General features: G+C 35.8%; 23 protein-coding genes. 10 read left to right on the top strand and 13 right to left on the bottom strand.

What is annotated here, in order from left to right; all coding sequences use genetic code 11:
• The first annotated feature begins 63 nt into the window (after positions 1-63).
• Both LUA91_RS07565 and LUA91_RS07560 read left to right on the top strand, forming a co-directional pair.
• Positions 64-3,252 (top strand): S41 family peptidase, encoded by a 3,189-nt coding sequence (locus LUA91_RS07565; protein ID WP_231425429.1) that lies wholly within the window; start codon positions 64-66, stop codon positions 3,250-3,252.
• Positions 3,253-3,407: 155 nt separating this feature from the next.
• A complete protein-coding gene (locus LUA91_RS07560; RefSeq protein ID WP_231425428.1) occupies positions 3,408-4,160 on the top strand; it encodes a bifunctional 2-polyprenyl-6-hydroxyphenol methylase/3-demethylubiquinol 3-O-methyltransferase UbiG in 753 nt (250 codons plus the stop codon).
• Here LUA91_RS07560 and LUA91_RS07555 read toward each other — a convergent pair.
• Positions 4,155-5,606 (bottom strand): alpha-L-fucosidase, encoded by a 1,452-nt coding sequence (locus tag LUA91_RS07555; protein WP_231425427.1) that lies wholly within the window; start codon positions 5,604-5,606, stop codon positions 4,155-4,157. The genes LUA91_RS07560 and LUA91_RS07555 overlap by 6 nt on opposite strands.
• Before the next feature lie 277 nt (positions 5,607-5,883).
• Here LUA91_RS07555 and LUA91_RS07550 point away from each other — a divergent pair, with 277 nt between their 5' ends.
• Both LUA91_RS07550 and LUA91_RS07545 read left to right on the top strand, forming a co-directional pair.
• Positions 5,884-6,090, top strand: a complete 207-nt coding sequence (locus tag LUA91_RS07550; protein ID WP_231425426.1) for a DUF2683 family protein — start codon at positions 5,884-5,886, stop codon at positions 6,088-6,090.
• Complete coding sequence (locus tag LUA91_RS07545) at positions 6,087-6,377, top strand: type II toxin-antitoxin system RelE/ParE family toxin (RefSeq protein WP_231425425.1); 291 nt, start codon at positions 6,087-6,089, stop codon at positions 6,375-6,377. Before LUA91_RS07550 ends, LUA91_RS07545 begins: the two co-directional genes overlap by 4 nt.
• Before the next feature lie 30 nt (positions 6,378-6,407).
• On the opposite strand, the gene LUA91_RS07540 is transcribed toward LUA91_RS07545, so the two are convergent.
• The 9 genes from LUA91_RS07540 to upp form a co-directional block, all read right to left on the bottom strand.
• Positions 6,408-7,322, bottom strand: a complete 915-nt coding sequence (locus LUA91_RS07540) for a glycosyltransferase (protein WP_231425424.1) — start codon at positions 7,320-7,322, stop codon at positions 6,408-6,410.
• Between the two features lie 111 nt (positions 7,323-7,433).
• Positions 7,434-8,195: a class I SAM-dependent methyltransferase gene (locus LUA91_RS07535; RefSeq protein ID WP_231425423.1), complete on the bottom strand. Its 762-nt coding sequence runs from the start codon at positions 8,193-8,195 to the stop codon at positions 7,434-7,436.
• Positions 8,196-8,207: 12 nt separating this feature from the next.
• The gene (locus LUA91_RS07530) at positions 8,208-8,855 is read right to left on the bottom strand and encodes a class I SAM-dependent methyltransferase (protein ID WP_231425422.1); all 648 of its coding nucleotides are present in this window, start codon (positions 8,853-8,855) and stop codon (positions 8,208-8,210) included.
• The gene (locus LUA91_RS07525; protein WP_231425421.1) at positions 8,852-10,171 is read right to left on the bottom strand and encodes a flippase; all 1,320 of its coding nucleotides are present in this window, start codon (positions 10,169-10,171) and stop codon (positions 8,852-8,854) included. Before LUA91_RS07525 ends, LUA91_RS07530 begins: the two co-directional genes overlap by 4 nt.
• Before the next feature lie 31 nt (positions 10,172-10,202).
• Positions 10,203-10,895, bottom strand: coding sequence for a hypothetical protein (locus LUA91_RS07520; protein ID WP_231425420.1), 693 nt, complete (start codon positions 10,893-10,895; stop codon positions 10,203-10,205).
• Positions 10,896-10,931: 36 nt separating this feature from the next.
• Positions 10,932-11,450, bottom strand: a complete 519-nt coding sequence (locus tag LUA91_RS07515; RefSeq protein ID WP_231425419.1) for a DinB family protein — start codon at positions 11,448-11,450, stop codon at positions 10,932-10,934.
• 21 nt (positions 11,451-11,471) lie between these two features.
• Complete coding sequence (locus LUA91_RS07510; RefSeq protein ID WP_231425418.1) at positions 11,472-12,161, bottom strand: YjjG family noncanonical pyrimidine nucleotidase; 690 nt, start codon at positions 12,159-12,161, stop codon at positions 11,472-11,474.
• 38 nt (positions 12,162-12,199) lie between these two features.
• Positions 12,200-12,517, bottom strand: coding sequence for a low molecular weight protein tyrosine phosphatase family protein (locus LUA91_RS07505; protein ID WP_231425417.1), 318 nt, complete (start codon positions 12,515-12,517; stop codon positions 12,200-12,202).
• 22 nt (positions 12,518-12,539) lie between these two features.
• Positions 12,540-13,184, bottom strand: coding sequence for a uracil phosphoribosyltransferase (gene upp / locus LUA91_RS07500; RefSeq protein WP_231425625.1), 645 nt, complete (start codon positions 13,182-13,184; stop codon positions 12,540-12,542).
• 177 nt (positions 13,185-13,361) lie between these two features.
• Between upp and LUA91_RS07495 the strand changes: the two genes are divergently transcribed.
• The gene (locus LUA91_RS07495; RefSeq protein WP_231425416.1) at positions 13,362-15,299 is read left to right on the top strand and encodes a glycoside hydrolase family 172 protein; all 1,938 of its coding nucleotides are present in this window, start codon (positions 13,362-13,364) and stop codon (positions 15,297-15,299) included.
• A gap of 8 nt (positions 15,300-15,307) precedes the next feature.
• Here the strand turns inward: LUA91_RS07495 and LUA91_RS07490 are convergent, their stop codons facing one another.
• Both LUA91_RS07490 and LUA91_RS07485 read right to left on the bottom strand, forming a co-directional pair.
• Complete coding sequence (locus LUA91_RS07490; protein ID WP_231425415.1) at positions 15,308-16,564, bottom strand: hypothetical protein; 1,257 nt, start codon at positions 16,562-16,564, stop codon at positions 15,308-15,310.
• Between the two features lie 134 nt (positions 16,565-16,698).
• Entirely contained in the window at positions 16,699-17,205 is a 507-nt protein-coding gene (locus tag LUA91_RS07485) for a DUF6702 family protein (RefSeq protein ID WP_231425414.1), read from the bottom strand.
• Positions 17,206-17,450: 245 nt separating this feature from the next.
• On the opposite strand from LUA91_RS07485, the gene LUA91_RS07480 reads away from it, so the two are divergent.
• Both LUA91_RS07480 and LUA91_RS07475 read left to right on the top strand, forming a co-directional pair.
• Positions 17,451-18,041: a HupE/UreJ family protein gene (locus tag LUA91_RS07480; protein ID WP_231425413.1), complete on the top strand. Its 591-nt coding sequence runs from the start codon at positions 17,451-17,453 to the stop codon at positions 18,039-18,041.
• A gap of 8 nt (positions 18,042-18,049) precedes the next feature.
• A complete protein-coding gene (locus LUA91_RS07475) occupies positions 18,050-20,422 on the top strand; it encodes a M1 family metallopeptidase (protein WP_231425412.1) in 2,373 nt (790 codons plus the stop codon).
• A gap of 74 nt (positions 20,423-20,496) precedes the next feature.
• Here the strand turns inward: LUA91_RS07475 and LUA91_RS07470 are convergent, their stop codons facing one another.
• Entirely contained in the window at positions 20,497-21,657 is a 1,161-nt protein-coding gene (locus tag LUA91_RS07470; protein ID WP_231425411.1) for an ATP-binding protein, read from the bottom strand.
• Positions 21,658-21,844: 187 nt separating this feature from the next.
• On the opposite strand from LUA91_RS07470, the gene uvrB reads away from it, so the two are divergent.
• The 3 genes from uvrB (at position 21,845) to LUA91_RS07455 (ending at position 24,521) form a co-directional block, all read left to right on the top strand.
• Entirely contained in the window at positions 21,845-23,887 is a 2,043-nt protein-coding gene (gene uvrB, locus LUA91_RS07465; RefSeq protein WP_231425410.1) for an excinuclease ABC subunit UvrB, read from the top strand.
• Between the two features lie 66 nt (positions 23,888-23,953).
• On the top strand, positions 23,954-24,151 hold the full coding sequence (locus LUA91_RS07460; RefSeq protein ID WP_231425409.1) for a YwbE family protein: 198 nt from the start codon (positions 23,954-23,956) through the stop codon (positions 24,149-24,151).
• A gap of 115 nt (positions 24,152-24,266) precedes the next feature.
• Positions 24,267-24,521: a DUF4834 family protein gene (locus tag LUA91_RS07455; protein WP_231425408.1), complete on the top strand. Its 255-nt coding sequence runs from the start codon at positions 24,267-24,269 to the stop codon at positions 24,519-24,521.
• Positions 24,522-24,746 lie beyond the last annotated feature (225 nt).

Here is a 24,746-nt window from a genome sequence, read left to right as displayed (position 1 = left end):
TTTATTGTTAAGAATATAAAATCTGTTGCGTAAATTCAACTTCCAAAGCCAAACAAAAAAATCATGATCAAAACCCTACTAAAATCGCTTACGGCCATAGCGTTTTTATTTCCTTACTATTCTTTTGCACAAAATCAAACTTACTTTGCTTCTTACCCAGCTTTAACGCCAGATGCGCAGACCATAGTATTCAGTTATGACGGTGACATTTGGAAGGTACCAGTTAAAGGGGGCATTGCTGATCGGATAACAGCCATGCAAGGAGAAGAAATTAATCCTAAAGTATCGCCCGACGGTAAATGGTTGGCTTTTTCATCTAACCAGTTTGGGAATAATGATGTTTATATCATGCCAATTAATGGGGGAGATATTAAACAGCTAACATTCAATGATGCATCAGACGAAGTTGATAATTGGAGTTGGGATTCGAAAACCATATATTTTACTTCGGGTAGATATAATTCTTTTTCAAGCTATAAGGTAAATATAAATGGTGGAACAGCTGTTCGTTTGTTTGATAACTATTTTAACACCACACACCATATTGCTGAATCGCCGACGGGTGAATTATTTTTTAATGATACATGGGAAAGTATGCGATTTGCTAATCGCAAACATTATAAAGGTGCATACAATCCCGATATTCAATCATACAACCCTAAAACCAAAGCTTATAAACGTTATACCGATTACATTGGCAAGGATTTCTGGACCACCATTGATCAAAAAGGCAATGTGTTTTTCGTTTCGGATGAAGGTAATGATGAGTATAATCTTTACACGTTTAATGGTGGAAAGAAAACTGGCTTAACCAAATTTGAAACCTCTATCAAACGTCCGTTTGTGGCTGCAAACGGAACAACTATTGTTTTCGAAAAAGATTATCAGTTATACATTTATGATGTTGCTTCGAAAAAAACGGAGAAAGTAAATATCAGTACATCAAGAAACCAGGTTTTGAGCAAAGAACAGGAATACGATGTGAGAGCAAATATCTCTGCGTTTGATGCATCAACAGATGGTAAGAAAATTGCATTCATATCTCGTGGAGAGATTTTTGTAAGTGATGCTGATGGAAAATTTATCCGTAAAATTACCAACAGTGGCGAACGGGCTATGGAATGTAAATGGCTTGCAGATAATAAGACAATATTATTTAGCCAAACTGCAAATGGCTACCAAAACTGGTTTACCATTACTGGCGATGGTAAAGGAACCATTAAACAGTTAACAAAAGATAAAGCCAACGACCGCGATATTACTTTAAATAAAACCAAAACCATGGCTGTTTATTTAAGTGGTAGAAACGAATTGAAGTTAATGGATTTGAAAACTTTTGATAGTAAAACGTTGGTAACCGATGAGTTTTGGGCTTTTCAGAATTCATCGCCAAGTTTCTCTCCAAATGATGAATATGTGTTGTTTACTGTTTACCGGAATTTTGAGCAAGATATCGTTGTACACCATTTAAAGAATAATAAAACCATTAATTTAACCAATACTGGCGTAACCGAAACTGGTCCTTCTTGGTCGCCTGATGGCAAATATATTTTCTTTACAAGTGCCCGCACTAAACCCTCGTACCCAATGGGGATGAATAGTGCGCACATTTACCGGATGGCATTAAATAATTACGATGAACCTTATCGCTCGGATAAATTTGATGATTTGTTTAAAGAAACCAAACCAGCAGAAGTAAAGCCAGTTGCTCCTGTTACAACAGATAAGAGGGGTAAAGCCGATACGGCGAAGAAAAAGACCGAAGTAAAGCCGACACCTAAACCAGCAAATGTAATCACCATTAATACACAGGATATCTTGGATCGTGTCGAATTAGTAGGTCCGGCTTTTGGTGGACAATTTGGAACAGATGCTTTTGCAAAAGGAGATAAAACTTATGTATTTTTCTCTTCAAATCACGAAGGTGGGGCGCCAGGAGTTTACAGAACAACTATCGAGCCTTTCGAAGCCAACAAAACAGAAAAAGTAGCTGATGGTGGCGATTATTCGATGGTTCAGGCTGGCGATAAATTTTTTGTTTTATCTCGTGGTGTTATCAATAAATATACTTTGGAAGGAAACAAACTTGATAAAATTGACCATGGTTACAAATTTACCAGAAATTTGAATGCAGAATTTAATCAGATGTTTTACGAAACCTGGGTTGGTTTAGATGAGAATTTTTATGATGAGAAATTTCATGGTGTAGATTGGGATAAAATGAGAACGCGTTACGCCGCTTATCTTCCGTATGTAAACAACCGCAGCGATTTAAGAATTCTCTTGAATGATATGTTAGGTGAGTTGAACTCATCACACATGGGTTTTAATAGCTTTGGCGCAGAGGAAAAGAAAAATCTTAATTATATCACCAATGAGACCGGAATTATTTTTAATAATGAAAATCCACTTAAAGTAGAACGCATTGCCGCTAAAAGTAATGCTTCTCGTACAGGAACCAACATTTTGGCTGGAGATATTTTAACTGAGGTAAATGGGGTAAAGGTTGATGAAAAAATCGACCGTGATTATTATTTCAGTAAGCCTTCGTTGGATAAAGAGATGACTTTAACCTTCGATAGAAAAGGTAAACAGGTTTATGTAAATATCCATCCGGAAAGTGCCGGTACATTACGTGGAAATCTTTATGATGAATGGATTAGCAATAACCGCAAAAATGTAGATAAATGGGGGAATAACCGAATTGCCTATTCTTACATGAAAAATATGGGTGGTAGTGAACTGGAAGTTTTCTTGTTGGATATGGTTGCGCAAGAAGAAAATAAAGATGCCATTATCCTTGATTTACGCTACAATACAGGAGGAAATGTTCATGATGAAGTATTAAAGTTTCTTTCTCAACGTCCGTATTTGCAATGGAAATATCGTGGGGGTAAATTGGCCCCACAAAGTAACTTCGGACCCGCTGCCAAGCCTATTGTATTGTTGATTAACGAACAGTCTTTAAGTGATGCTGAAATGACAGCAGCTGGATTTAAGCAATTAAAATTAGGTAAAATCATCGGAACAGAAACCTATCGCTGGATCATTTTTACATCAGCTAAAGGCCTGGTTGATGGATCTTCTTACCGTTTGCCATCTTGGGGTTGTTATACGATGGATGGAAAAAACCTGGAAAGTGAAGGCGTTAAACCAGATATCTTTGTTAAAAATACTTTCGAAGATCGACTGGCAGATAAAGATCCACAATTGGAAAAAGCTGTAGCAGAGATATTGAAGGATTTAAAGTAGGGTTAATTGATAAATTGTTTAATTATTTATTGGCAGGATGTCGATTGCGATTAACCAATTGTATTTAGCGAATGAAATTTTGCATTTCAAACAATTAATCAATTTACACAGTTAACCAAATTTTCCGTTTCTTTGGAATTGGAATTATTTAAAACATGGCAAATTTATTAACCGACAGAGCTTTTTGGGTAAATTATTGGGAGAGTAAAAAAGGACTTGCGGTTCAAATACCATCAAATTACGTATTCCATAAACAATTGGAGGAGGTTGTTAAGCAAAACAATATTCAAACCGCGATTGAGTTAGGTGGTTTTCCAGGATATTATGCTGTTTTTTTAAGAAAATACCTACAGCTCGATGTTACCCTTTTGGATTATTTCGTTCACCCACCAGTAGTAAACGAGCTATTGGGAAAAAATGGTTTAAAAGAACAGGATATCCATATTATTGAAACAGATCTCTTCAGTTATCAACCAGAAAAGCAATATGATTTGGTTTTAAGCTGCGGTTTAATCGAACATTTTAATGATACAGCTGATATCATTAAACGACACATTGCTTTCGTAAAACCTGGCGGAACTTTGTTTATTACATTGCCAAATTTTAAAGCAGTGAATGGATGGTTTCAAAGAAACTTCGATAAGGAGAACTACGATAAACACAACATCAATAGCATGAATCCTGAATTACTAAAATCGATCTGCCTTGAAGCTGGATTGAAAGAAGTGAAGTCAGGCTATTTTGGCCGTTTCAGTGTGTGGTTGGAAAATGAAAATCAAAAATCTGCGGGCGTTCGTTTATTTAAGAAGGCTGTTTGGGTAACAGGCAAAGTACTTACTAAAATTATTCCTTTCGAAAGCCAAGCTTTATCGCCATATATTATTTTACAAGCCAAAAAGCCTTTATAAACTTTTTTTATATAATCCAAATGCGCTTAACGTTATGCAAACCTGAGATTTGGTAATGTTAATCCTTACTTTTTTTGTGGTTACAGGTTGATCTAGTTTGATCAATCGTTTTGCGCCAATACTTGTTCCTTCATAAATTTTTTTCCAGCTGTTGTTTTCAAATATTTCGATGTTGAAGGCTTCGATTCTTTGTCCTAGCGGGATATATTCCTGCAAACTAACAATATCAAAAGTTTTAATGTTTTTTAAATCAATTTCTAGGGTGGCATTATGGTTTTTATCCATTGTAGCCCAGTAACTTTGCTTGTTGGCATCCAATAGATTGATGGCGGTGTAATTTTTACCTCTGGTATTACTTGCTGTAATATGTGCGCCTTTGGCAAGATTTTGTGCAAAAGTATTTTTAACCATATTCCCAAAAGTCTTCAAGGCCAGCACATCATCATCATGCAATTGTCCACGTGTATCAGGTGCCAATCCTAAATCTAGTCCTGCACCACGACCAACGCTTTTTAGATACAAATCGAAAAGTTTTTCAGGGGTTTTTGGCTGCTCACTATTATGGAAAAACCAGCCTTTACGCAAAGGGACATCACATTCTGCTGGCATCCAAAATTTGCCATTTCGTATTCCTTCAGGGCTTTGCGGGTAATTAGCCTGGCCAGGAACAGCTACATTTTTTCCATCGGGCGCCATTGGGGTAAAGGTTGCCCACGAAGTTTCTGCGGCATGCCCATCCTCATTACCAACCCAACGGATATCCAAACCTATATCACTAAAGATATTGGCCATAGGTTGCATTTTTCTGGTAATGGCCCAGGTATTTGTCCAATCGTAATAAGTGGTGTTATCTATTGAGCGTTTTTCTTTTGCGCCGCCATAATATCCATCGCCACCATTGGCACCATCATGCCAGCTCATAAATAATTCGCCGTAATTGCTGTAAAGTTCTTTCAGTTGCGCCTGATAAATGGCTAAATATTTATCAGTACCATATAGCGCATTATTTCTATCCCAAGGAGAGCAATAAACGCCGAATTTTAAGCCAGCCTTTCGAGCCGCCTGCTCAATTTCTCCAACTAAATCACCCTTGCCATTTCTAAAAGGGCTTTTTGTAATGTTGTATTCGGTTGTTTTAGTTGGCCAAAGTGCGAAACCATCATGATGTTTAGCCACTAAAATAATACCCTTTAGACCTCCGGCTTTGGCGGCATTAATAATTTGTTCGGCACTAAAATCAGTAGGATTGAATGCTTTTGGATCAGCATCGCCAAATCCCCATTCTTTATTTTCGAAAGTTGTCGGTGTAAAATGTATTAAGCCATAGACCTCAAGGTTATGCCATGCCAATTGCCTTTTAGATGGTAACGCACCATAAGGTTTTGGAGCGTTTTGCGCATAAGTTAAGGTTGATAGGGTAATGAATACCAATGTTAACCACTTCATAATAGTTGTATTAGGAGAGTTCTAAATTAGAAAGAAAATCGATTAAATAATATAAACGTTATTGGCTATTTATTGATTTTTTCTATCCTGTCACTGAAATTACTTCGAAAAGTATTGCGATAACTTTTCTCTAACAAAACGTTTTATTCGAGTAGCCATATTTCCTTTGCGAGTGGTTAAAAAGCTTTTAATGGTTTGATAAGATTTTTTGTTTTTACCTACTGACGGTGATTGTTCAGCTTTTGGGAATTCTGAATAATTTAAATTAAATTTGATTATGCAAACAATTGTGATACATCCTGAAAATAGTAAACAATTAGAGATTTTGAAAACCTTCATGGAGGAGCAAAAGATCAATTTTCAGATTAAGCCAAGCGATACATTGCCAGATACTGTCTTAAAAAGTATTGAAAGAGGATTAAGCCAAGCGAAAAATGATTTAACTATTTCTTTTGATGAATTTAAATCTAGACACTATAAATGAGATATGAGGTGGTTTTTACCCCCGAATCTGAAGAAACATTTGATTTGATATCAGATCAGTTGTTAGAGAATTGGGGTTTAAAAACTGTAATTAAATTTCAGCAGTTGACATCAATTTATGTTGAAAAGATTGCTATAAATCCCTTTCAATTTCAGGTTATTGAAGAAATGAATAACATCAGAAGATGTAATATTCATGCAAATTGTGCTATTCTTTATCACATCGATAATGATAGAGTACAAATCGTGTGCTTTTGGGATAACCGTCAAAATCCTATTTTTTTATAAGCCAATTCAAAACTTTGGTTTAATAAAATCTTATTTCGAAAAGTATTGCGATAACTTTTCTCTAACAAACCTTTTTATTCGGGTAGCCATATTTCCTTTGCGAGTGGTTAAAAAGCTTTTAATGGTTTGATAAGCTTTTTTATCTTCCTCAATTATTTCTGGAAAATCGGTGATGGGTTTCGGATTTATGATAACATTATAAATATCATTAATGCCAGAATGTACACCAGTTCCATCATGCCCAATATTGTTCACCAATGATTGAGAAGGATTCAAAGTTAGCCCAGCTTTTAAAAAAATTGAAGCATACCAACGAATGGCCCAACTGTTATTCTTGCCTTTTTTAAATTCGAGCATTTGCTTCCAGAAATTCATTTTCCCTTCAATGGAAAATAAAGATTTTTTCTTTTTATCGAATTGTTTAATCAGCGTATCGATGTTAGGTTCAAAATTCTTCCACGCCCTTCCCCAGGTTGCCCATCCCCAGCTTGTGGCAGCCCTGTAAAAAAATAATTGTGGTAGGTCATCAGTTTTTAAAGGGTACATGTAAGCACCAATATGCATTACTTTCTCTTCCTTACGGTACCGATTTAGTGCATCATTGAAATAGGCCAAGGTATGTGGTGAGGTAATCAAATCATCTTCAAAAACAATTACCTGATCATAATCATTTATGAGTTTGGTTACCCCTTCAATAACAGCATTCGCTAAGCCGGCATTTTCTTTGCGTTCAATTACTTTTACAGATTTAAAACCTTCGACATTATTGATAATGGCCCTTACTTCTGCAACATTTTCTTCTTCAGATTTTGATTTGGCGCCATCAGAAAAGATAAACAACTTGCTTTCCTTTGCAAGGTTATTCTGTTTCAGGAATTTTATCGTTCGCTCAGTATGCTGCGGACGGTTATAAACAAAAAGGGCTATAGGGGCGAGGTTTTGCATTGATGTTAATTTTTCACCATTTATCTTATCGTCATGCTTAGTTTATTTCTGCATCTTTCTATTAAGATCCTGAAATAAATTCAGGATGACGAATTTATTAGATTTTCTAAATTAAAAAATATGAAGATTTTGATCTGATTTTTTGGTTAAAACCGTATACGCATTTGCAAATTGTTCTTGTTTCTTCTTCCCTAACAGATTGCCCAAAGTTTTTTTGATCTTGTATTCCAGTTCAATCTTCAGGTTTTTAGTAAAGGTTTTAGGCGCCTTTCTATTTACAAACTCATTGAATTTAACTGTTTCTGGAGCAGTCATCGAAACTTTATCTTCTAAAATTTCCAAACCCTCACTTTGCAATAAAAATCTTAATGATGTTGGCGTGTACATATTGATGTGGCCATAATCCAGAAAATGCTTCATTCTATGGTCTACACCAAAACGATAATCTTTGGGCACTTCTACAACGATGTATTTTGCCACCCTTTTTAGTTCGCGAATTAAAATACGCTCATGCTCTACATGTTCTAAAACATGGGCTAGTATTATTAAATCGAAGCTGTCATCAGCATATGGAATTTTGTAACCATCAAAGGTTTGTACTTCTTTTAAGCGCGGTAATTTTCTATCATTAATAATATCAACGCCACTTTGGGCAATTTCCAAAGCATAAAGTTCGGGTGCGAAATTCCAGTCGTTTAAAAAGTGTAAAATACTGCCATCGCCTGCGCCAACTTCCAAAACTTTTTTTGGTTTAATACCCTTACAAACATCAACGATATTTTTAGCCTTGTATTTGGCGCCAAGCATACGCCATGCTACATCACTGTTTGTGTAAAAATTATCGTATGCTGTTTTTACTTCTTCGCTTAACATAAATATTGAAGATTAGATGCCTAAACAGTTATCGGCCTTGTAGAATACAGATGTGGCCTTTTCATAAAATAAACCAGGAGAAATTCCGCTAAAACTGATTTCCTTAAAACCTTTATCTTTTAATAAAACACGAGCATTTTCATAAACTTCACGCTCACTGTCATCAAGAACAATCACACCATTTGGTGTTAGGGCATCCAAACTATATTTGCAGCAACGAACCCGATCACGACCATCAACAATTATAATATCGAATTTTTTGCCCAACAAGGCTGCTTTTTTAGCATATTCTCCATCGCGTTGTAATTCGCAATAAATCAATTCTGCATTGGCAGGGCTCGTGCCTTTTACCTTTTCGTACCATCCTTTATCATGCTCTACTGAAGTTACCGAACCCGCTCGTTCAGCATAAAAAATGGTAGAATTTCCTGATCCATATTCAAAAATATGCAGCGTTTTATTAATCCTTTCCTTTATAAAATCGATAAAGGAATAAGTTACCCAGGGCAAGGCCTTCCCAGTTCCATCAACTGCTTGTTTTTGATCAAAAGCTGTGAACCAGCCGATGGAGTTTAAATAACCTTTATGTCCGTAGGATAATAATGCCTTTAACCTATTTGGTTTTGCAATTAATGTAGAAAGTGCTTTTAATGTGCTCAACGTTTAAATATTTTTTGAAATGCGGTGACCAAAAATAATGATTTTAACATCATTATTCCTTGTTGACGAGTTTTTGGAATGAGTAGAATATAAAATGCCGAACTTGCGCATGCAATTAACGTAGCTATAGATGCGCCAAGGCCTGCGTACAAAGGTATTAACCAAAGGTTTAGTAGAATATTGATAACCGCACCAAATGCAGTTCGGTAAAATGATATTTTAGTATATCCCTCAGCAAGTAGAAATTGTGAACTCGCACTTCCAAGGAAAACAAAAATGCCAGACCAGATATGGATTGGTAACATTTCTTCCGCTCCTGCAAAGCGATTGTCATAAATAATACTAATAATGATATTAGAAGTAAATGTGATAATTAGTGCAACAGGTAAGCTTATTGCAATTAACAAATCATATAAGTTTTGCAGTCTTTTAATATATCGTGGGTGATCAGTTTTCCTCGCATGTATCAAAGCAGGAAATACTGACGTTACTATTGCAACAGGAATGAAATACCAAGCTTCACTAATTTTTGCAACGGCACTGTAAATACCAACTGCTGCACTTCCCACACTCTTCAACATAACCTGATCTATTTTCATGTAAATAGAAACCATTACAGCTGATAAGATCAAGGGTGCAGATTGCTTTAGTAAGGATTTTGCCCGCTCTTTTCTAAAATGCCACCTAAAAATACTGAATCCTTTCGACTGGTACATAATGGTTAAACCCAATGCTAAAATAAATCCATCAAAAACTAGTGCCCAAGCAAACCAAATTACAGGTACTTTCAAAAACACTAGGATAATTTTAAATATTGCAGATGCTATTACACAAATGTTTTGAACCTGAACCACATATTTTGATTGAACCTGCGATTGAAAATATGAATCTATTACGTTAAAAGATTTAAAGAATGTTGCAAATGAAAGCAATGCTACCACATAAGTTAGCGGTTCCCCAGGTTTATCAGAAAGATGATGGAATAATAAATATAAGCCTATTGAAATGGGAATCAAAAGTAGATTAACTATTAGCCTTAAGAATAACGAGGTTCCCAGTATTTCATCTTTCTTTGTAGGGTCATTTATGATTTCTCTAATCACAAAAGTGTCTAATCCTAAGGCTCCAATAGCAGCAGCAATTGCTGTAAAGGCATCTGCAAAACTTAAATCGCCAAATGAAATAGGGCCTAAAAATCTAGCAACAACAAAGCCAACAATCATGCTTAGGATCCTCCCAAACATTAACCAACCTGTATTTTTTAAATACTTGTTAAATGCCGCCTCATCAAAGCCTTTTATGGTTGGTAATTTCATTAGCGCAAAGATGTAAAAAAATGTGCGTTAATTATGTGAGTGGTGCGCCAACAGCAATATCGCATCTGTGGCCTGGGTCACCGTGTTTCGGATTAAGCTTTGCGCCCGTTTGCGTTTCAGAAGTTTTCACAGCTGCAGGTGTAATAGTTGTATTGGGTGCCGGGTTTACTGCTGCGGCCTGAACTGGTTTTGAACTTAATGGTGCACCTACGGCAATATCGCACCTGTGATTCGGTTGACCATGAGGTGGATTTATTCCTTTAGCCACTTTTGTATTTGCCGTTTGGGTAACTACGGGCTGGCTCACGCTTGCTTGAGCTGCCTGAACAGGTTTTGAATCTAAGAGCGCACCAACTGCAATATCACATCTATGGCCAGGCTCTCCATGTTTCGGGTTTAGCTTTTTGCCATTAGTATTTGTAACGGGAGCGGGTATGCTAACTGCTGCAGGTTGAGTTGAATTTATATTTTGCTGTGGTTGGGCAGCGGCATTTTGATTTAATGGTGCTCCTTCGGCTAATGCACAGGTATGCCCTGCTTGCCCATGCTTCGGATTAAATATTAATGTTTTATTTGGGTTTTGAGGTGCTGTTATTGTAGTTGTATCTTTTGGTAATCCTTCTAATCCCGCTGGTGTAGAAATAACGGTTTTGTTTGAGTCTTTTTTCTCGCTATTACACGAGCAAAAAATAATGATCGCCGAGAGGTAAAGGAAGTTCTTCATAAATCGTTGTCTTTTAGCCAAAGATGATAATAATTTCTAAGCTTGGAAACTGTCTTCAATCCTAATTAATTGTTTTAAATGATGTTTTAGATGGATTTCAATAAACCGTAACCATTGTTTTGCATTAAGATAACCAAGTCGAGGATGTTTGGTCTTAATTTTTTTGTCGGCATTGGCAATTAATGGATAAATATCTTCCAACGATTTCTCAAATTCCAAAATGAAATCCAGGGCTTCGGCTTTACTGATTTTCTTTACGCGATCAATTAACCGTTTGGGCACTTTATATTTTTGCGCTGGTGGAAACGCACCTAAAAATAAAATTACTTTGACTGCAAAATGAGTAGGTTTCTCTTCGCCTTTGCCTTTCGCACTATTTTCTAAAGCAATCAGTGAGAGTAAGCTTGCATCAAAAATATGGGAATATACTTCGCTGTAGCTCCATCCATTTATTGGCGGTGTAACCTGAAAAATATCCTCATCGTACTGCGAAAGTTTAGCGCTGTATGCGGCAACAATTTTTTGTATGGAAACTTTTACTTTAGCAGATGTCATTTAATAAAGATAGGATATCAATTAGAAAAGAATCATTAATTCTTTTAAATGAATGATTTGCTTTTTTACATCACCTGGTTTTTCTTTTTTCAAAGGATTAAAGAAAATGGCTTCTATACCAAAATTAAGAGCTCCATAAATATCGGCTTCCAAACTATCTCCAATCATGATGCTTTCTTCTTTCGAAGCCTTGGCTTTATTCAACGCATATTCAAAAATAATTGGATTGGGCTTGTTTACGCCCACATCTTCCGATATAATCACATTCTCGAAGTAAGGATTTAAGTTCGACAGATTCATTTTCGTTAGAGTTGTCTCCTTAAATCCATTAGATATAATATGCAACGTATATTTTTGTTGTAGATAACTTAATACCTCCTCTGCAGCATCGAACAAGTTGGTTTTGGTAGGCGAAATACTTACGTAATCATCTTCGAACTGATTTGGAACTGAATCAGGGTGTATGCCTAATTCAATAAATGTTTTGCTGAAACGCTCTGCCCTCAAAAACTCTTTTGTAATTTTTCCTAGGTGATAATCTGCCCACAACTGATGATTATTTTCGGTGTATTTTAGAATGAAATCGGAGCAAGATTGTAAGCCAAGCTCATTTAGATTATAGGTATGATAAAGCTCGTTGAGTGTTTCTTCGGCATTGCGATCAAAATCCCAAATGGTATGATCGAGGTCGAAAAAGATGTGTTTTTTCATTAGGATGATTTTTTACAAAGGTAGCCGATCCATTTTAATTATAAATAATCTTGAGTTTTTGCATTTAACTCTTCAATTAAATCTTCATCCATATATTGATATTCATCAGGAATATCAAGCACAATAATTTGCTTATCTGTTATGCATTCGCCAAATTTTGCTATAATCCTTTGTCTGTGCTTTTTTTCCATCACAAAGATAATGTCGGACCAAAACAGGTGCTTTTCGGTAAGCTTAATTCTGTCTGATGGTTCTGTTCCTGCTGATCGAACCTGATGTGTTGCGTGGTTTTTATAAATGGTTTCAGCGGTGGTGCTTCTCCATTTATTTCTGCTGCAAACGAAAAGAATATTCATGCTGAATCCTAAAAAATCAAGGTTACACTTTTTCTCCATATGCTAAATCACCAGCATCGCCCAAACCTGGAACGATATAAGATTTACTGGTCATTTCCTCATCAATGGCGCCTACCCATAATTTTGCTTTAGGAAGATTGGCTTTTACATGTGCTATACCTTCTGTACTGGCAATAGCAGCTACAATATGCAATTCGGAAATTTTATAGCGATTCATCAATTCCTTGCAACACATCACCATACTTTGCCCGGTGGCTAACATAGGGTCGGCCATTATTAATACCTTACCATCCAAATCAGGCGAGGAAATATAATCCATCTGAATCACAAAATCGCCGCTTTTTTTAACCTTTCGATAAGCTGAAATAAAACAGCATTCTGATTTATCGAAGATGTTAAGTAAGCCTTGTTGTAATGGTAATCCTGCTCTTAAAATGGTTGCAAGAACAGGTTGTTGTTCTAATACTTCACATTGCGAAACCCCTAATGGAGTAGTTACCTCCTTGGTAACATAAGGCAAAAATTTACTAATCTCGTAAGCGAAAAATTCTCCCACACGCTCCAGGTTTTTTCTGAAACGCATGGAATCTTTCTGAATATTTTCATCTCTCAATTCTGAAATGAAAGTGTTGGCTATAGATTTGATTTTGCTAAGGTCGAAAGTCATCATAATTTCTTGCTTTTTTATAAGCCTGTTAAGGCCTAAATTAATGTTTTCGGTTGAAAGTGAGTAACATCTTTATAGATATATTACGCAAGACTAGAATATTTTTTTACTTTAGTTTTAAGGTAACTAAATCGTATTAGTTATTAATCTAACCAAATATAAATCCTTATTGTTACCATGAGCTACGTTAAGTTTATCATCAATACGTTCATCAATTTGTTTGCGATAGTTATCTTTTCAAATGTTGCCTTCGCACAGCGAAATGCGGTAAGCGTAAAATCTGAATTGGAAAAGATGACGAATATTGCAAATCTTCCAAAATATACCGAAGCAGTTGTTGAGCAGTTTTCATCTTATGATACAACAGGTAATAACGATGATGGTTTTAGTGGTAAGTATTCTTTTATTCGGAAAAATGCAGATAGCAGTTTGGTTATTTTTGAAGATAAAGGTGCTGGTGTAATCAATAGAATTTGGACACCAACGCCAACAAATGATACGCTCGATTTCTATTTTAATGGAAGTAAAAAGCCATCTTATTCTATTAAATTTTCCGATTTGTTTTCAGGCAAAGTTTATCCTTTTAATTTGCCTTTGTGCGGCAATCAAGTAGGCGGATATTTTTGTTATTTTCCCATTCCATATAAAAATGGGTGTAAAGTTGTATTCCGGGGCAAGAAATTAGAATTTTATCAAATTCAGTATCGAAATTTTGGCAAAAATGTTAGTGTAAAAACATTTAACTCCACTTTATCTGATGAAGAAAAGTCAGCCTTAAGTCAAGTAAGCACTGCATGGTCGGATATTAAAAAAAATAGCCTTTCCGCTTCTGGGGTAGAAACCATTTCAATAGATAAGACAATTGCTCCCGGGCAGCGTTTATCTCTAATCGAAATATCAAAACCAGGTCGTTTTGTAGGTTTTGAAATAGAAAACGCCAAACAATTTGAGGGATTAGAAAAATTAATTGATATAAAAATAACCTGGGATGATGAAAACCAGGCTGCAGTTTATTTGCCACTTGCCGATTTTTTTGGCTACGCTTTTGGCAAAATTTCTATGCAAAGTTTACTTAGCGGAACATCCAATAATATCGACTATAACTATTTTCCAATGCCGTTTGATAAGAACGCAAAAGTAGAATTGATTTATAGAAAAGGTACTTCAATTAAAAATGAAGAGCCTTTAAAAATCAAAGCCAAATGGTATTTTTCACCTCTTGTTCGAGATCCGAAAACGGAAGGAAAGTTTTATGCCTTTTGGAATAGTGATAAAAACGCGAATTCTGGAAAACCACATGTGCTTTTGAATGGTGAAGGTAAGGGCCATTATGTGGGTACGATTTTGCAGGCACAAGGATTAAACCCAGGCATGACTTTGTTTTTCGAGGGCGACGACTATACCGCAATTGATGGTAAAATGACCATGCATGGAACGGGATCGGAAGATTATTTTAATGGTGGTTGGTATGCTTTGCTCGATCGCTGGGATCGTAAAATGAGTTTGCCGCTTCATGGCTCGTTAGATTATTCACTTCCTTTTAGTCGCACTGGCGGTTACCGACTGTTTTTAACCGATAAAATGCCTTTTCAAAAAAGTATCCTGCATACGATAGAGCATGGTCCGGAGCAGAATAATAAACCTGTCGATTATACTTCCGTTGCTTTTTACTATGCTGAAAAAGCGATTTCAACATCACAGGCACCAGACGATAAAACAACAACTGTTTTCCTTCCAGATACGATGATGGTTTACCCTCAATTAATGAACTTTAGTTTCAATGGCCAGGCAACGATTGATGGAAATAATATTATATCTCGGAATGGTGCGCAGATTAGGATTGATTTACAAGAAATTCCAAATGGAAAATATAAGCTATATGCTGATTTGGAAACAGCTCCTGATGGTGCAGAAGTTACCTTATGGCAAAGGCAAACTCAAGTAAGTAATCCCATTTCATTTTTCAGTGATCAGAAAGAATCCAGGAAGAAAACGTTTTTGTGTGATCTTGAAATCAATGAGTTTCGAAACACAATCACCTTACATTTTAAAACCGATAAGGATAAAAATCGTATTCATATCGGAAGGTTAATTCTGATAAAGAAAGATCTGTAGGTTTTAACTTAGCTGCTCATTTCATCAAAAGCCCTCTTTAGTTTTTTGTATTTCAGATGGCTTGACAGGCTGCGAAGTTGCCAATTGCTAAGAAAATGTCCGTTCACAAATTTTACGGCATCGCTATAATCTTTAATGGTATTGCCAATGGCATCTGTAGAAAGATGTTCGAATGATGCATCATTTAAGCAATAAGCGTAAACCAGTAATGGGGTAACTTTTTCGAGTTGTAAATCGTACCAGTTAAATGGTGTACAAGTTCCAGCCCTAAAACCAGCCCGATCTGGATAACCCATTGAATAATCGGTTGTAATGCCAGAGTTTAGTAAATTAAGGTAGCAAATTGGGAATTTTAAAACATCCAATTGCTGACTGATTAAATTGATTTGATCTGGTAATATCTTTTTTAGTTTGAACAAACCTTCTTTAATCTCATTCATTTTTTCTTTGGTGCTGGCGCATGGTCTTAATAAGCCAACATTTCTATTGGTGAGGATTTTAGATACGCCATTTATTTTAATGTAGTCGTTTGATACATTAGGGAAATTAATAAAGAATATAGGGTTGGTTTTTGTTTTATCCAGTGTAATGTTTAATTCGCTTAAAACCGTCTCGTTTCGAACGCCCATGCCAGTTAATCGATCTAATTTTGAACTTAGATAATTGTTCTCCTTATTAAAAACAGAACTAAAGATAAATTTGGTTTTGTTCAAAAACCCTGCCGGAACGTTAGCGCCTATATTAAAATTTATACCTGGTTGATTGATGAAAGTTTTATCGTGAAACTTAAAACCCGGGTGTTTTTTGCGGATAATGTTTTTAATCAATAATGCCCACTCATCAATTATCGGTCTGTCTAGAATTTTCCATTTGTATTGATAACTCTTACTGGCCAAAAAATCTTCATTCGATTTTTTTTGCTGCAGGTATTCTTCATAGCGAGTAACAATAAAAAATGATGCTGCAAATACATCGAAAGGAAATAGGGAATTAGTTACTGGAAAAGGTACTTGATAATCACTAAATAAAGTTGTTTTTATGTTGATTTCATCAACTTTGTTTGAAAAAAGTAGTGTTGTGCTTTTGAAGAAAATTTCATTTCCAAGTGCCTTTTCGCCATAACTTATTTTAATCTGTTCACTCTGTAAAAAATATTGAGCATTTCCGGTAAATTCTATTTCGGCTTTGAGAATATCCTTAAAAATAAAATTGAAGATATATTTTATTCTGGGTGTTAAAACAGATGAGAAGATGATTAAATGCATAACTTATTTTAACAGGGTAATGTATAAACTAAGGTTATAAATAATTCTCCCCGCGGATACGATTTCATTGTTAACGGGATAATAAAATTAGCACTATTTTAACGGTAATTTAATATCTAATACAAAAATTACAGTTAAAAGTTTGTTGCAAACTTCTTGTCGGGATATAAAATTTTACTACTTTTTCGGGTTTTACCTCTCACAATATGAACGATACTCATCTGATCATCAAACAAATCGTATAAAATTGTATTGGTAACTTCAGCCGATTTAAAATTGGAAATTTTTTCTACTTCTAAAAAGATATTTGTGGCTTCATGATCAATTTCAAAACCAATATAATTCATGGAAATGGGTTTTCCATTGGCACTGATTTGCAAGTGGGCAGCAATATATTTTTTAATCACCTCATCCATTGCATTTTTCATTGCAGGTTTAGATAAATCTATTTTTTGTTTGTAGTTTTTGGCCAATATCGATTCAAAATCATCTGTAAAAATCCTACAGCTTATTTCAATCGTCTTGTCTTGCTGATTATAATTTAATTCGGTTGTGCTTACATGCAGCGGATGTTTAATGTTAGCTGCAAGGCAAACATAAGCGCATAGCAGAAAGGCGAAGATGAATTTAATTTTACTCATATAATAATCCAATGAATACGAATTTACAACTTAAATCATTACGCTAACCACATTAATAACATATCTATCCAATTCAATCGTTATCGTTTGAATAAAATAGGCATCATAACCACATTTTTTACCTGCTTAACGGTAACATTTTCAGTAAAATGATCTGATGTTTATCTAAAATGGTAGCTTTTCAGAATTATTAATTTAATTTTAAGTTTTAAAAAATCACATCCCGTTTTATTTTTGAATTTTTCATGCCGTTACAGGACTTTATTTTCTATTTCAAGTTAGGTTGGGAGCATATTATAAGTATTGATGCTTTAGATCATCAGTTATTTATTTTGGCATTGGTGGCCATTTACAGTTACAAAAATGTTAAGCAAGTACTAATTTTAGTTACTGCATTTACCATTGGCCATTCACTAACCTTATTTTTGAGTGTAATGGATGTGATCAGGTTTGATAGTAAATGGGTAGAGTTTTTGATACCTTGTACCATTGTAATAACAGCTGTTAGTAATTTATTTAGAAGAAATTTCTCCATGAGATCTGTGAAGATAAATTACTTTTTAGCATTAGGTTTCGGTTTGATACATGGAATGGGTTTTGCAAATTCCATTAGAATGATGCTAGCCAAAGATCAGCATATTGGCTGGGGGCTTTTTGGCTTTAATATCGGTTTGGAAGCTGGGCAGATTTTTATGGTGTTGATTATTTTGATCATTACATTTATTATTTTTAATTATACCCGAATCAAACGCCTAAGTTGGGTGTTGTTTATTTCGGCAGCCGTATTTAGCCTGGCTTTAAAAATGGCTTTAGAGCGAATTCCTTTTTTAAACTAACTACAACAATGAATAAACTGTTTACATTAACCGGCTTGCTGCTTTTTTCAGGTGGTTTGGCCATGGCACAAAACATTCAAAATAACCCGGGAAGCAACCATGGGAACAAGTTTGAGCAACTGGGCACCATTTTACCAACGCCAAATGAACAGCGTACGGCCAGCGGTGCACCGGGTGTTAAATATTGGCAGCAACGTGCCGATTACAATATCAAATGTGAATTGGATGAGAAAAATTTGATGTTAACTGGTTCTGAAACGGTTACTTACACCAATAATTCGCCTGATCCGTTAACATATATCTGGCTGCAGTTGGATGAAAATGAACACAGTACCAGCAAAAATGCCAACTATCAAGATGCTACTAAAATGCCTGCTGGAGGAACCACCCAAAATTTAGATCAGTTAAGTGCAAAAGCTGATAACGGTTTCGGAATTAATATCACTAAGCTTACGGATGCTACTGGCAAAAACTTAAAATATACCGTAAATAAAACCATGATGCGGGTAGATTTGCCAGTTGCGCTAAGAACCGGACAAAAATTTATCTTTAATATCAATTGGAACTATAAAATCTCTGATCGGATGAGTGTTGGTGGTCGTGGAGGTTATGAATTTTTTCCGGCAGATGGAAACTATTTATTTACCATGACGCAATGGTATCCACGTTTATGTGTGTATAGCGATTTTCAGGGATGGCAAAATCATCAGTTTACAGGTAGAGGCGAATTTGCCTTAACCTTTGGCGATTTCAAAGTTCAAATGACTGTTCCCGCCGATCACTTGGTTGGATCAACTGGTGAATGCATCAATTACAGCGCTGTTTTAAATCCAACACAATTGAGCAGATACAATACAGCAAAAACGGCAACAGCACCAGTAGAGATTCAAACACTGGCTGAAGCAAAAACTGCTGAAGGTAAAAAATCAACTGCTAAAAAAACATGGGTTTTTAATGCAAACAATGTTCGCGATTTCGCCTGGACATCCTCACGTAAGTTTATTTGGGATGCCATGCCTCAAAAAATCCAAGCCAATAATAATACAGTAATGTGTATGAGTTTTTACGGTAAAGAAGCCTATAATTTATACAGTAAGTTTTCTACCCGTGCTGTGGCGCATACCATTAAAACTTATTCTGATTTTACAATTCCTTATCCATATCCGGTAGCACAAAGCATTGAGGCGGCAAATGGAATGGAATACCCAATGATTTGTTTCAACTATGGTCGCACAGATGCTGATGGAACTTACAGCGAGAGTACAAAAAATGGAATGCTAGGCGTAATCATTCACGAAGTTGGCCATAACTTTTTTCCAATGATTGTAAACAGTGATGAACGCCAGTGGACCTGGATGGATGAGGGCTTAAATTCTTTTGTTGAATATTTAACAGAAGAGCTTTGGGATAATAAATTCCCTAGTAAAAAAGGCCCAGCCTACACCATTGTAGATTACATGAAATTGCCAAAGGATGAGTTGGAACCAATCATGACCAATTCTGAAAATATTGCTCGTTTCGGTCCAAATGCCTATTCTAAACCAGCAACAGGTTTAAATATTCTTCGTGAAACCATTATGGGAAGAGAGCTTTTTGATTATGCTTTTAAAGAATATTCTAGAAGATGGGCATTTAAACATCCAGAACCTGCAGATTTATTCCGTACTATGGAAGATGCAAGCGGCGAAGATTTAGATTGGTTTTGGAGAGGTTGGTTTTACGGAACTGATCCTTGCGACATCTCATTAGATAGCGTAAAGTTTGCCAAAGCCGATTTTCCGAAAGATGTGCCTGCAGCAAGATCGAGGATGGTAAAAGTTGACAAACCAGCATTAAATGCATTTGATGATATTTCCAAAATCAGAAACCGTGAGGATAAAAAGATTAATTTCTATGTTGATAAAAACACTGCTGCCCAAGATTTTTACTATAAATATGATAGAGGCTTAGTAAGTGTTGATACGACAACAGCAACAAAAACCGAAATGGCGATGCCTTACGAAGTTGTTCCAGAGGCAGACCAGGCTAAGTATGCTAATAAATTCCTTTACGAACTAAGTTTTAGTAATAGGGGAGGTTTGGTAATGCCAATTATTGTAGAGTTCACTTATAAAGATGGTACAAAAGAGATTGATCGTATTCCTGCACAAATCTGGAGGCATAACGAATTGAAAACATCTAAATTCTATGTAAAAGATAAAGAAGTGGAATCCATTTTGGTAGATCCATTACGTGAAACGGCAGATATTGATACCAGCAATAATGGCTGGGGAGGCAAAGCCAAAGAAAGTAAATTTAAAACGTTTAAAATGAAAGCCACTACAGCTGTTAGAGGCCAATCAGTTGGATCAAACCCAATGAAAGTAGCAGGAAGTAAATAGTTCGGTTGATAGTTTAATATTATCAATCTATAAATGGATTAAATCCTCGTTGAATAATTTCAGCGAGGATTTTTTTATTGAATTTCAGGAAAAATTTTAACTAGAAAATGTTCGAGATTGGTTACTGTTATTTCGTTTGAGGTTTTGTATGTCTCGCTTTTAGGTGTAATAATGTATTTGTATTTAGGCTCAAGATCTTTTGCACAACTTATAAAACCTTTCGAAACTGTAGGTGCATTAGATAGCTTAATTTCAATACAAGCTAAGGGTTTAATTCCTTGCACTAAAACCAAATCACATTCTGCACCTGTTTGCGTGCGGTAGAAAAAAAGTTCAGTTTGCTTTGTTTTTAGCTGATAAATTTGTTCGATAACATAACCTTCCCAAGATGCACCAATAGCTGGATTGCCAAATAATTCATTGTAGCTTGGGATGTTTAATAATCTATGTAATATTCCAGTATCCCGTATATATGTTTTAGGTGACTTTACTAAACGTTTTTTAGCATTTACAAACAATGGCTGTAACCTCCTAATTAAGTAGCCACCTTCTAAAAAATCAAGATACCTATTCACAGTTGGTGCACTTACACCTAGTGATCTCGCAAAAGATTCTCCATTGAACAAATTGCCATTTAAGTGAGCAAGCATGCTCCAAAAATTTCGCAGTAATGTTGGCGCTAAATCTACTCCAAACATTTTTGCCAAATCTCTTTCCACATAGCTTACAATAAAATCATCTATCCATGCTTTGCTCAAATCACCCGTTTCCGACAAAAGGGATTCAGGAAAACCTCCTCGAAACCAATGTTCTTCATAACCTATTGATTTTGGCAATTCTGTTAGCCCAATCGGACTTAATTCGTTATAAGAAATTCTTCCGGCAAGTGATTCAGAAACACCTTTAACTAATTCTGGTGATGCAGAGCCTAAAAGTATGAACCTTCCAGGTGTTCGTTTGGCATCTATTAAAGGTCGTAATAATGAAAACAATTCTGGTAGTAATTGCACTTCATCAATAATTACAGTTTGATCTTCAAGGTTTTCTAGGAAAGTATAAGCATCCTGCAGTTTAGCAATATCTCTTGGATTTTCCATGTCCAGGTAGATATAATGATCTTCCAACTGTTTCGCCAATGTGGTTTTTCCAACTTGCCTTGGCCCTAAAATTGCTATTGCTGGAGATTTTTTTAATCGATCTCTTAATTGCTGAGCTAAATTTCTAGTAACAATCATATACAAATATACAATTTAACCTAGTAAATCAAAAGTTTAACTTTTGATTTACTAGGTTGTATCTTGTTTAAGAATCAATGAGCCACTTTGAGCTAAACCTTCAATTGAAAGTTCTAAATCAATTTCGAACTTTCCTGACTTTCTCCTGTTTACTCTTTAACCCCTAAACTCGTATATTTGATTAACGATGAAATTCCAAATCACTTCAGAATATAAACCCACCGGAGATCAGCCAAGTGCAATTAAACAATTGGTTGATGGTGTGAATGCCAACGAACACTATCAAACATTATTAGGCGTAACGGGCTCGGGAAAAACTTTTACTGTTGCTAATGTAATTGAGCAAACTCAAAAGCCAACACTAATCTTAAGTCATAACAAAACTTTGGCAGCGCAGCTTTATGGAGAATTTAAAAATTTTTTCCCTGAAAATTCTGTTAATTATTTTGTTTCCTATTATGATTACTATCAGCCAGAGGCTTTTATCGCGTCGAGCAATACCTATATCGAAAAAGATTTAAGCATAAATGAAGAGATTGAAAAACTTCGTTTGCGCACTACCTCATCTTTAATGAGTGGGAGAAGGGATATTATTGTAGTTTCTTCTATCTCCTGCATTTATGGTATGGGAAATCCTGAAGATTTTTCTAGAATGGTTTTTCGTTTTGGGGTAGGATTAAGAATTTCTAGGAATGCATTTTTACATAGTTTGGTAGAGATTTTATATTCTCGCACCACAACTGAATTTAAACGTGGAACTTTTAGGGTAAAAGGAGATACTGTTGATATTTACCCAGCATATTTAGATCATGCATATCGCATATCATTTTTTGGTGATGATATTGAAGAGCTTTCGGCAATCGATCCGGTTTCTGGAAAAACGCTTGAAAAATTAACTGATATGGCCATTTACCCTGCCAATCTTTTTGTTACACCAAAAGATCGTTTCAATCAATCTATTTGGGGCATTCAGGAGGAGCTGGAAATTCGTAAAAACCAATTAATAGCAGATCGGCATTTACTGGAAGCGAAACGATTAGAAGAACGGACCAATTTCGATATTGAGATGATGAAAGAATTGGGTTATTGTTCGGGTATCGAAAATTATTCGCGTTTCTTTGATGGCCGGCAACCAGGCATGCGCCCATTCTGTTTGCTTGATTATTTTCCTGATGATTATTTAATGGTTATCGATGAAAGCCATGTAACCGTTCCGCAGATCAGGGCAATGTACGGTGGCGATAGATCACGCAAGTTATCATTAGTAGAATATGGCTTTCGTTTGCCTGCTGCACTGGATAACAGGCCCTTAAATTTCAATGAATTTGAGGCTTTGGCACCACAAACCATATATGTGAGTGCTACTCCAGCAGAGTATGAGTTGGAGAAGTCGGAGGGGGTTGTGGTAGAGCAGGTAATTCGCCCAACGGGTTTATTAGATCCTGTGATCGAAATTAGACCCGCCATTAATCAAGTGGATGATTTGTTAGACGAAATTGATTTAACCATAAAAGATGGTGGTCGGATTTTGGTTACCACGCTAACTAAGCGTATGGCCGAAGAATTGACTAAATATCTGGATCGCTTAAATATAAAAACGCGTTATATCCATTCCGAAATTAAAACCCTGGAGCGTGTAGAAATTCTTCGTGGTTTACGCTTGGGAGAGTTTGATGTTTTGGTGGGTATTAATTTACTGCGTGAGGGATTGGATTTGCCCGAAGTAACATTAGTCGCTATTCTCGATGCAGATAAAGAAGGTTTTTTACGTTCAGAGAAATCATTGATTCAAACTATTGGTCGTGCTGCCCGTAACGATCGCGGGCGTGTGATTATGTACGCGGATGGGATTACAGATAGTATGGAGAAAACAATTTCCGAAACTAACCGTCGCCGAGATATTCAGATTGCCTACAATTTGGAAAATGGCATCACACCTAAAACGGTTGGAAAATCTCGCGAAGCGATTTTAGAGCAAACCTCGGTATTGGATTTCTCTCAAAAGGCCAGTGATAATAAAGCCAGAGCTTATATAGAGAATGCTGAAATCAGTATCGCTGCAGATCCAATTGTGCAATATATGGGTAAAGCCGAGTTGCAAAAAGCAATTGATAATACTAAAAAGGATATGCAAAAAGCTGCCAAGGATATGGATTTCTTACAGGCCGCAAAACTGCGTGATGAAATGTTTGCACTAGAAAAAATGTTTAGTGAGAAGTTTGGAAAGTAACGTTTTCACTTCGATATTACTGAAATTGGAAATTTATTTAGAATTTTGAAACTTACAAATCAATAAATGAACGGTCAAAATAGAAAAGATATTTATCCAGGTTTAGAAGTAGGCATTATTTTAAAAAAAGATCAGCGGTCGGGAAATATTACTTATGGAGTGGTACAAAATTTACTTACATCATCAGCTTTTCATTCAAGGGGAATTAAAGTAAGGTTGGTAGATGGACAAGTTGGTAGAGTGGCAGAAATTGTAGAAGAATAACTCTATTTGAAATTTTATAACATGCTATAATTGTAATCAAAATGCAATTAATGGCTAAAAAAGTAACAAAATAGGCTTTGGTTCGTCTATATTTATAACAACGATAAATTTAGGAATGGCATTTATTAAATTCATTTTCATTGCAATATTAGTTCTTTGGATCATTAGAATGTTGATTCGATTGATATTGCCTATGCTGTTTAGTAATTTGGCAAGCAAAATGCAACAGCAAGCAAGCGGGCAAGGGCAGCAGCAACAAAGACGATCAAAACCAGAAGGTGCGATCTCTATAGATTACATGCCCCCTAAACCCGATCAAAGTAAAACGGATAAACTTGGCGACTTTGTAGATTACGAAGAAGTTAAATAACACACTAGCCTCGATCAGAAATCGAGGCTTTTATTTTTACTGAGAATTTTAAAAAGGTCATTATATTGTTGTTATGCAAAATATATTGACTGTTCGTTTGAGGCCATTCGAGGCTAGGTAAACTTTGAGTTATACCGTAAAAAAGGTTTAGCCCACACGATTTTATTCTCAGGAGTCTGAACAGTACTTAAGGCCGCAGAGCGAGCCTGGATAAAACAAAAGGAT

It is taken from the genome of Pedobacter sp. Leaf250 (assembly GCF_920984735.1).
Lineage (GTDB): Bacteria > Bacteroidota > Bacteroidia > Sphingobacteriales > Sphingobacteriaceae > Pedobacter.
The sequence above is the reverse complement of the archived record's forward strand: the minus strand, read 5'-3'. Positions and strand labels throughout refer to the sequence as shown.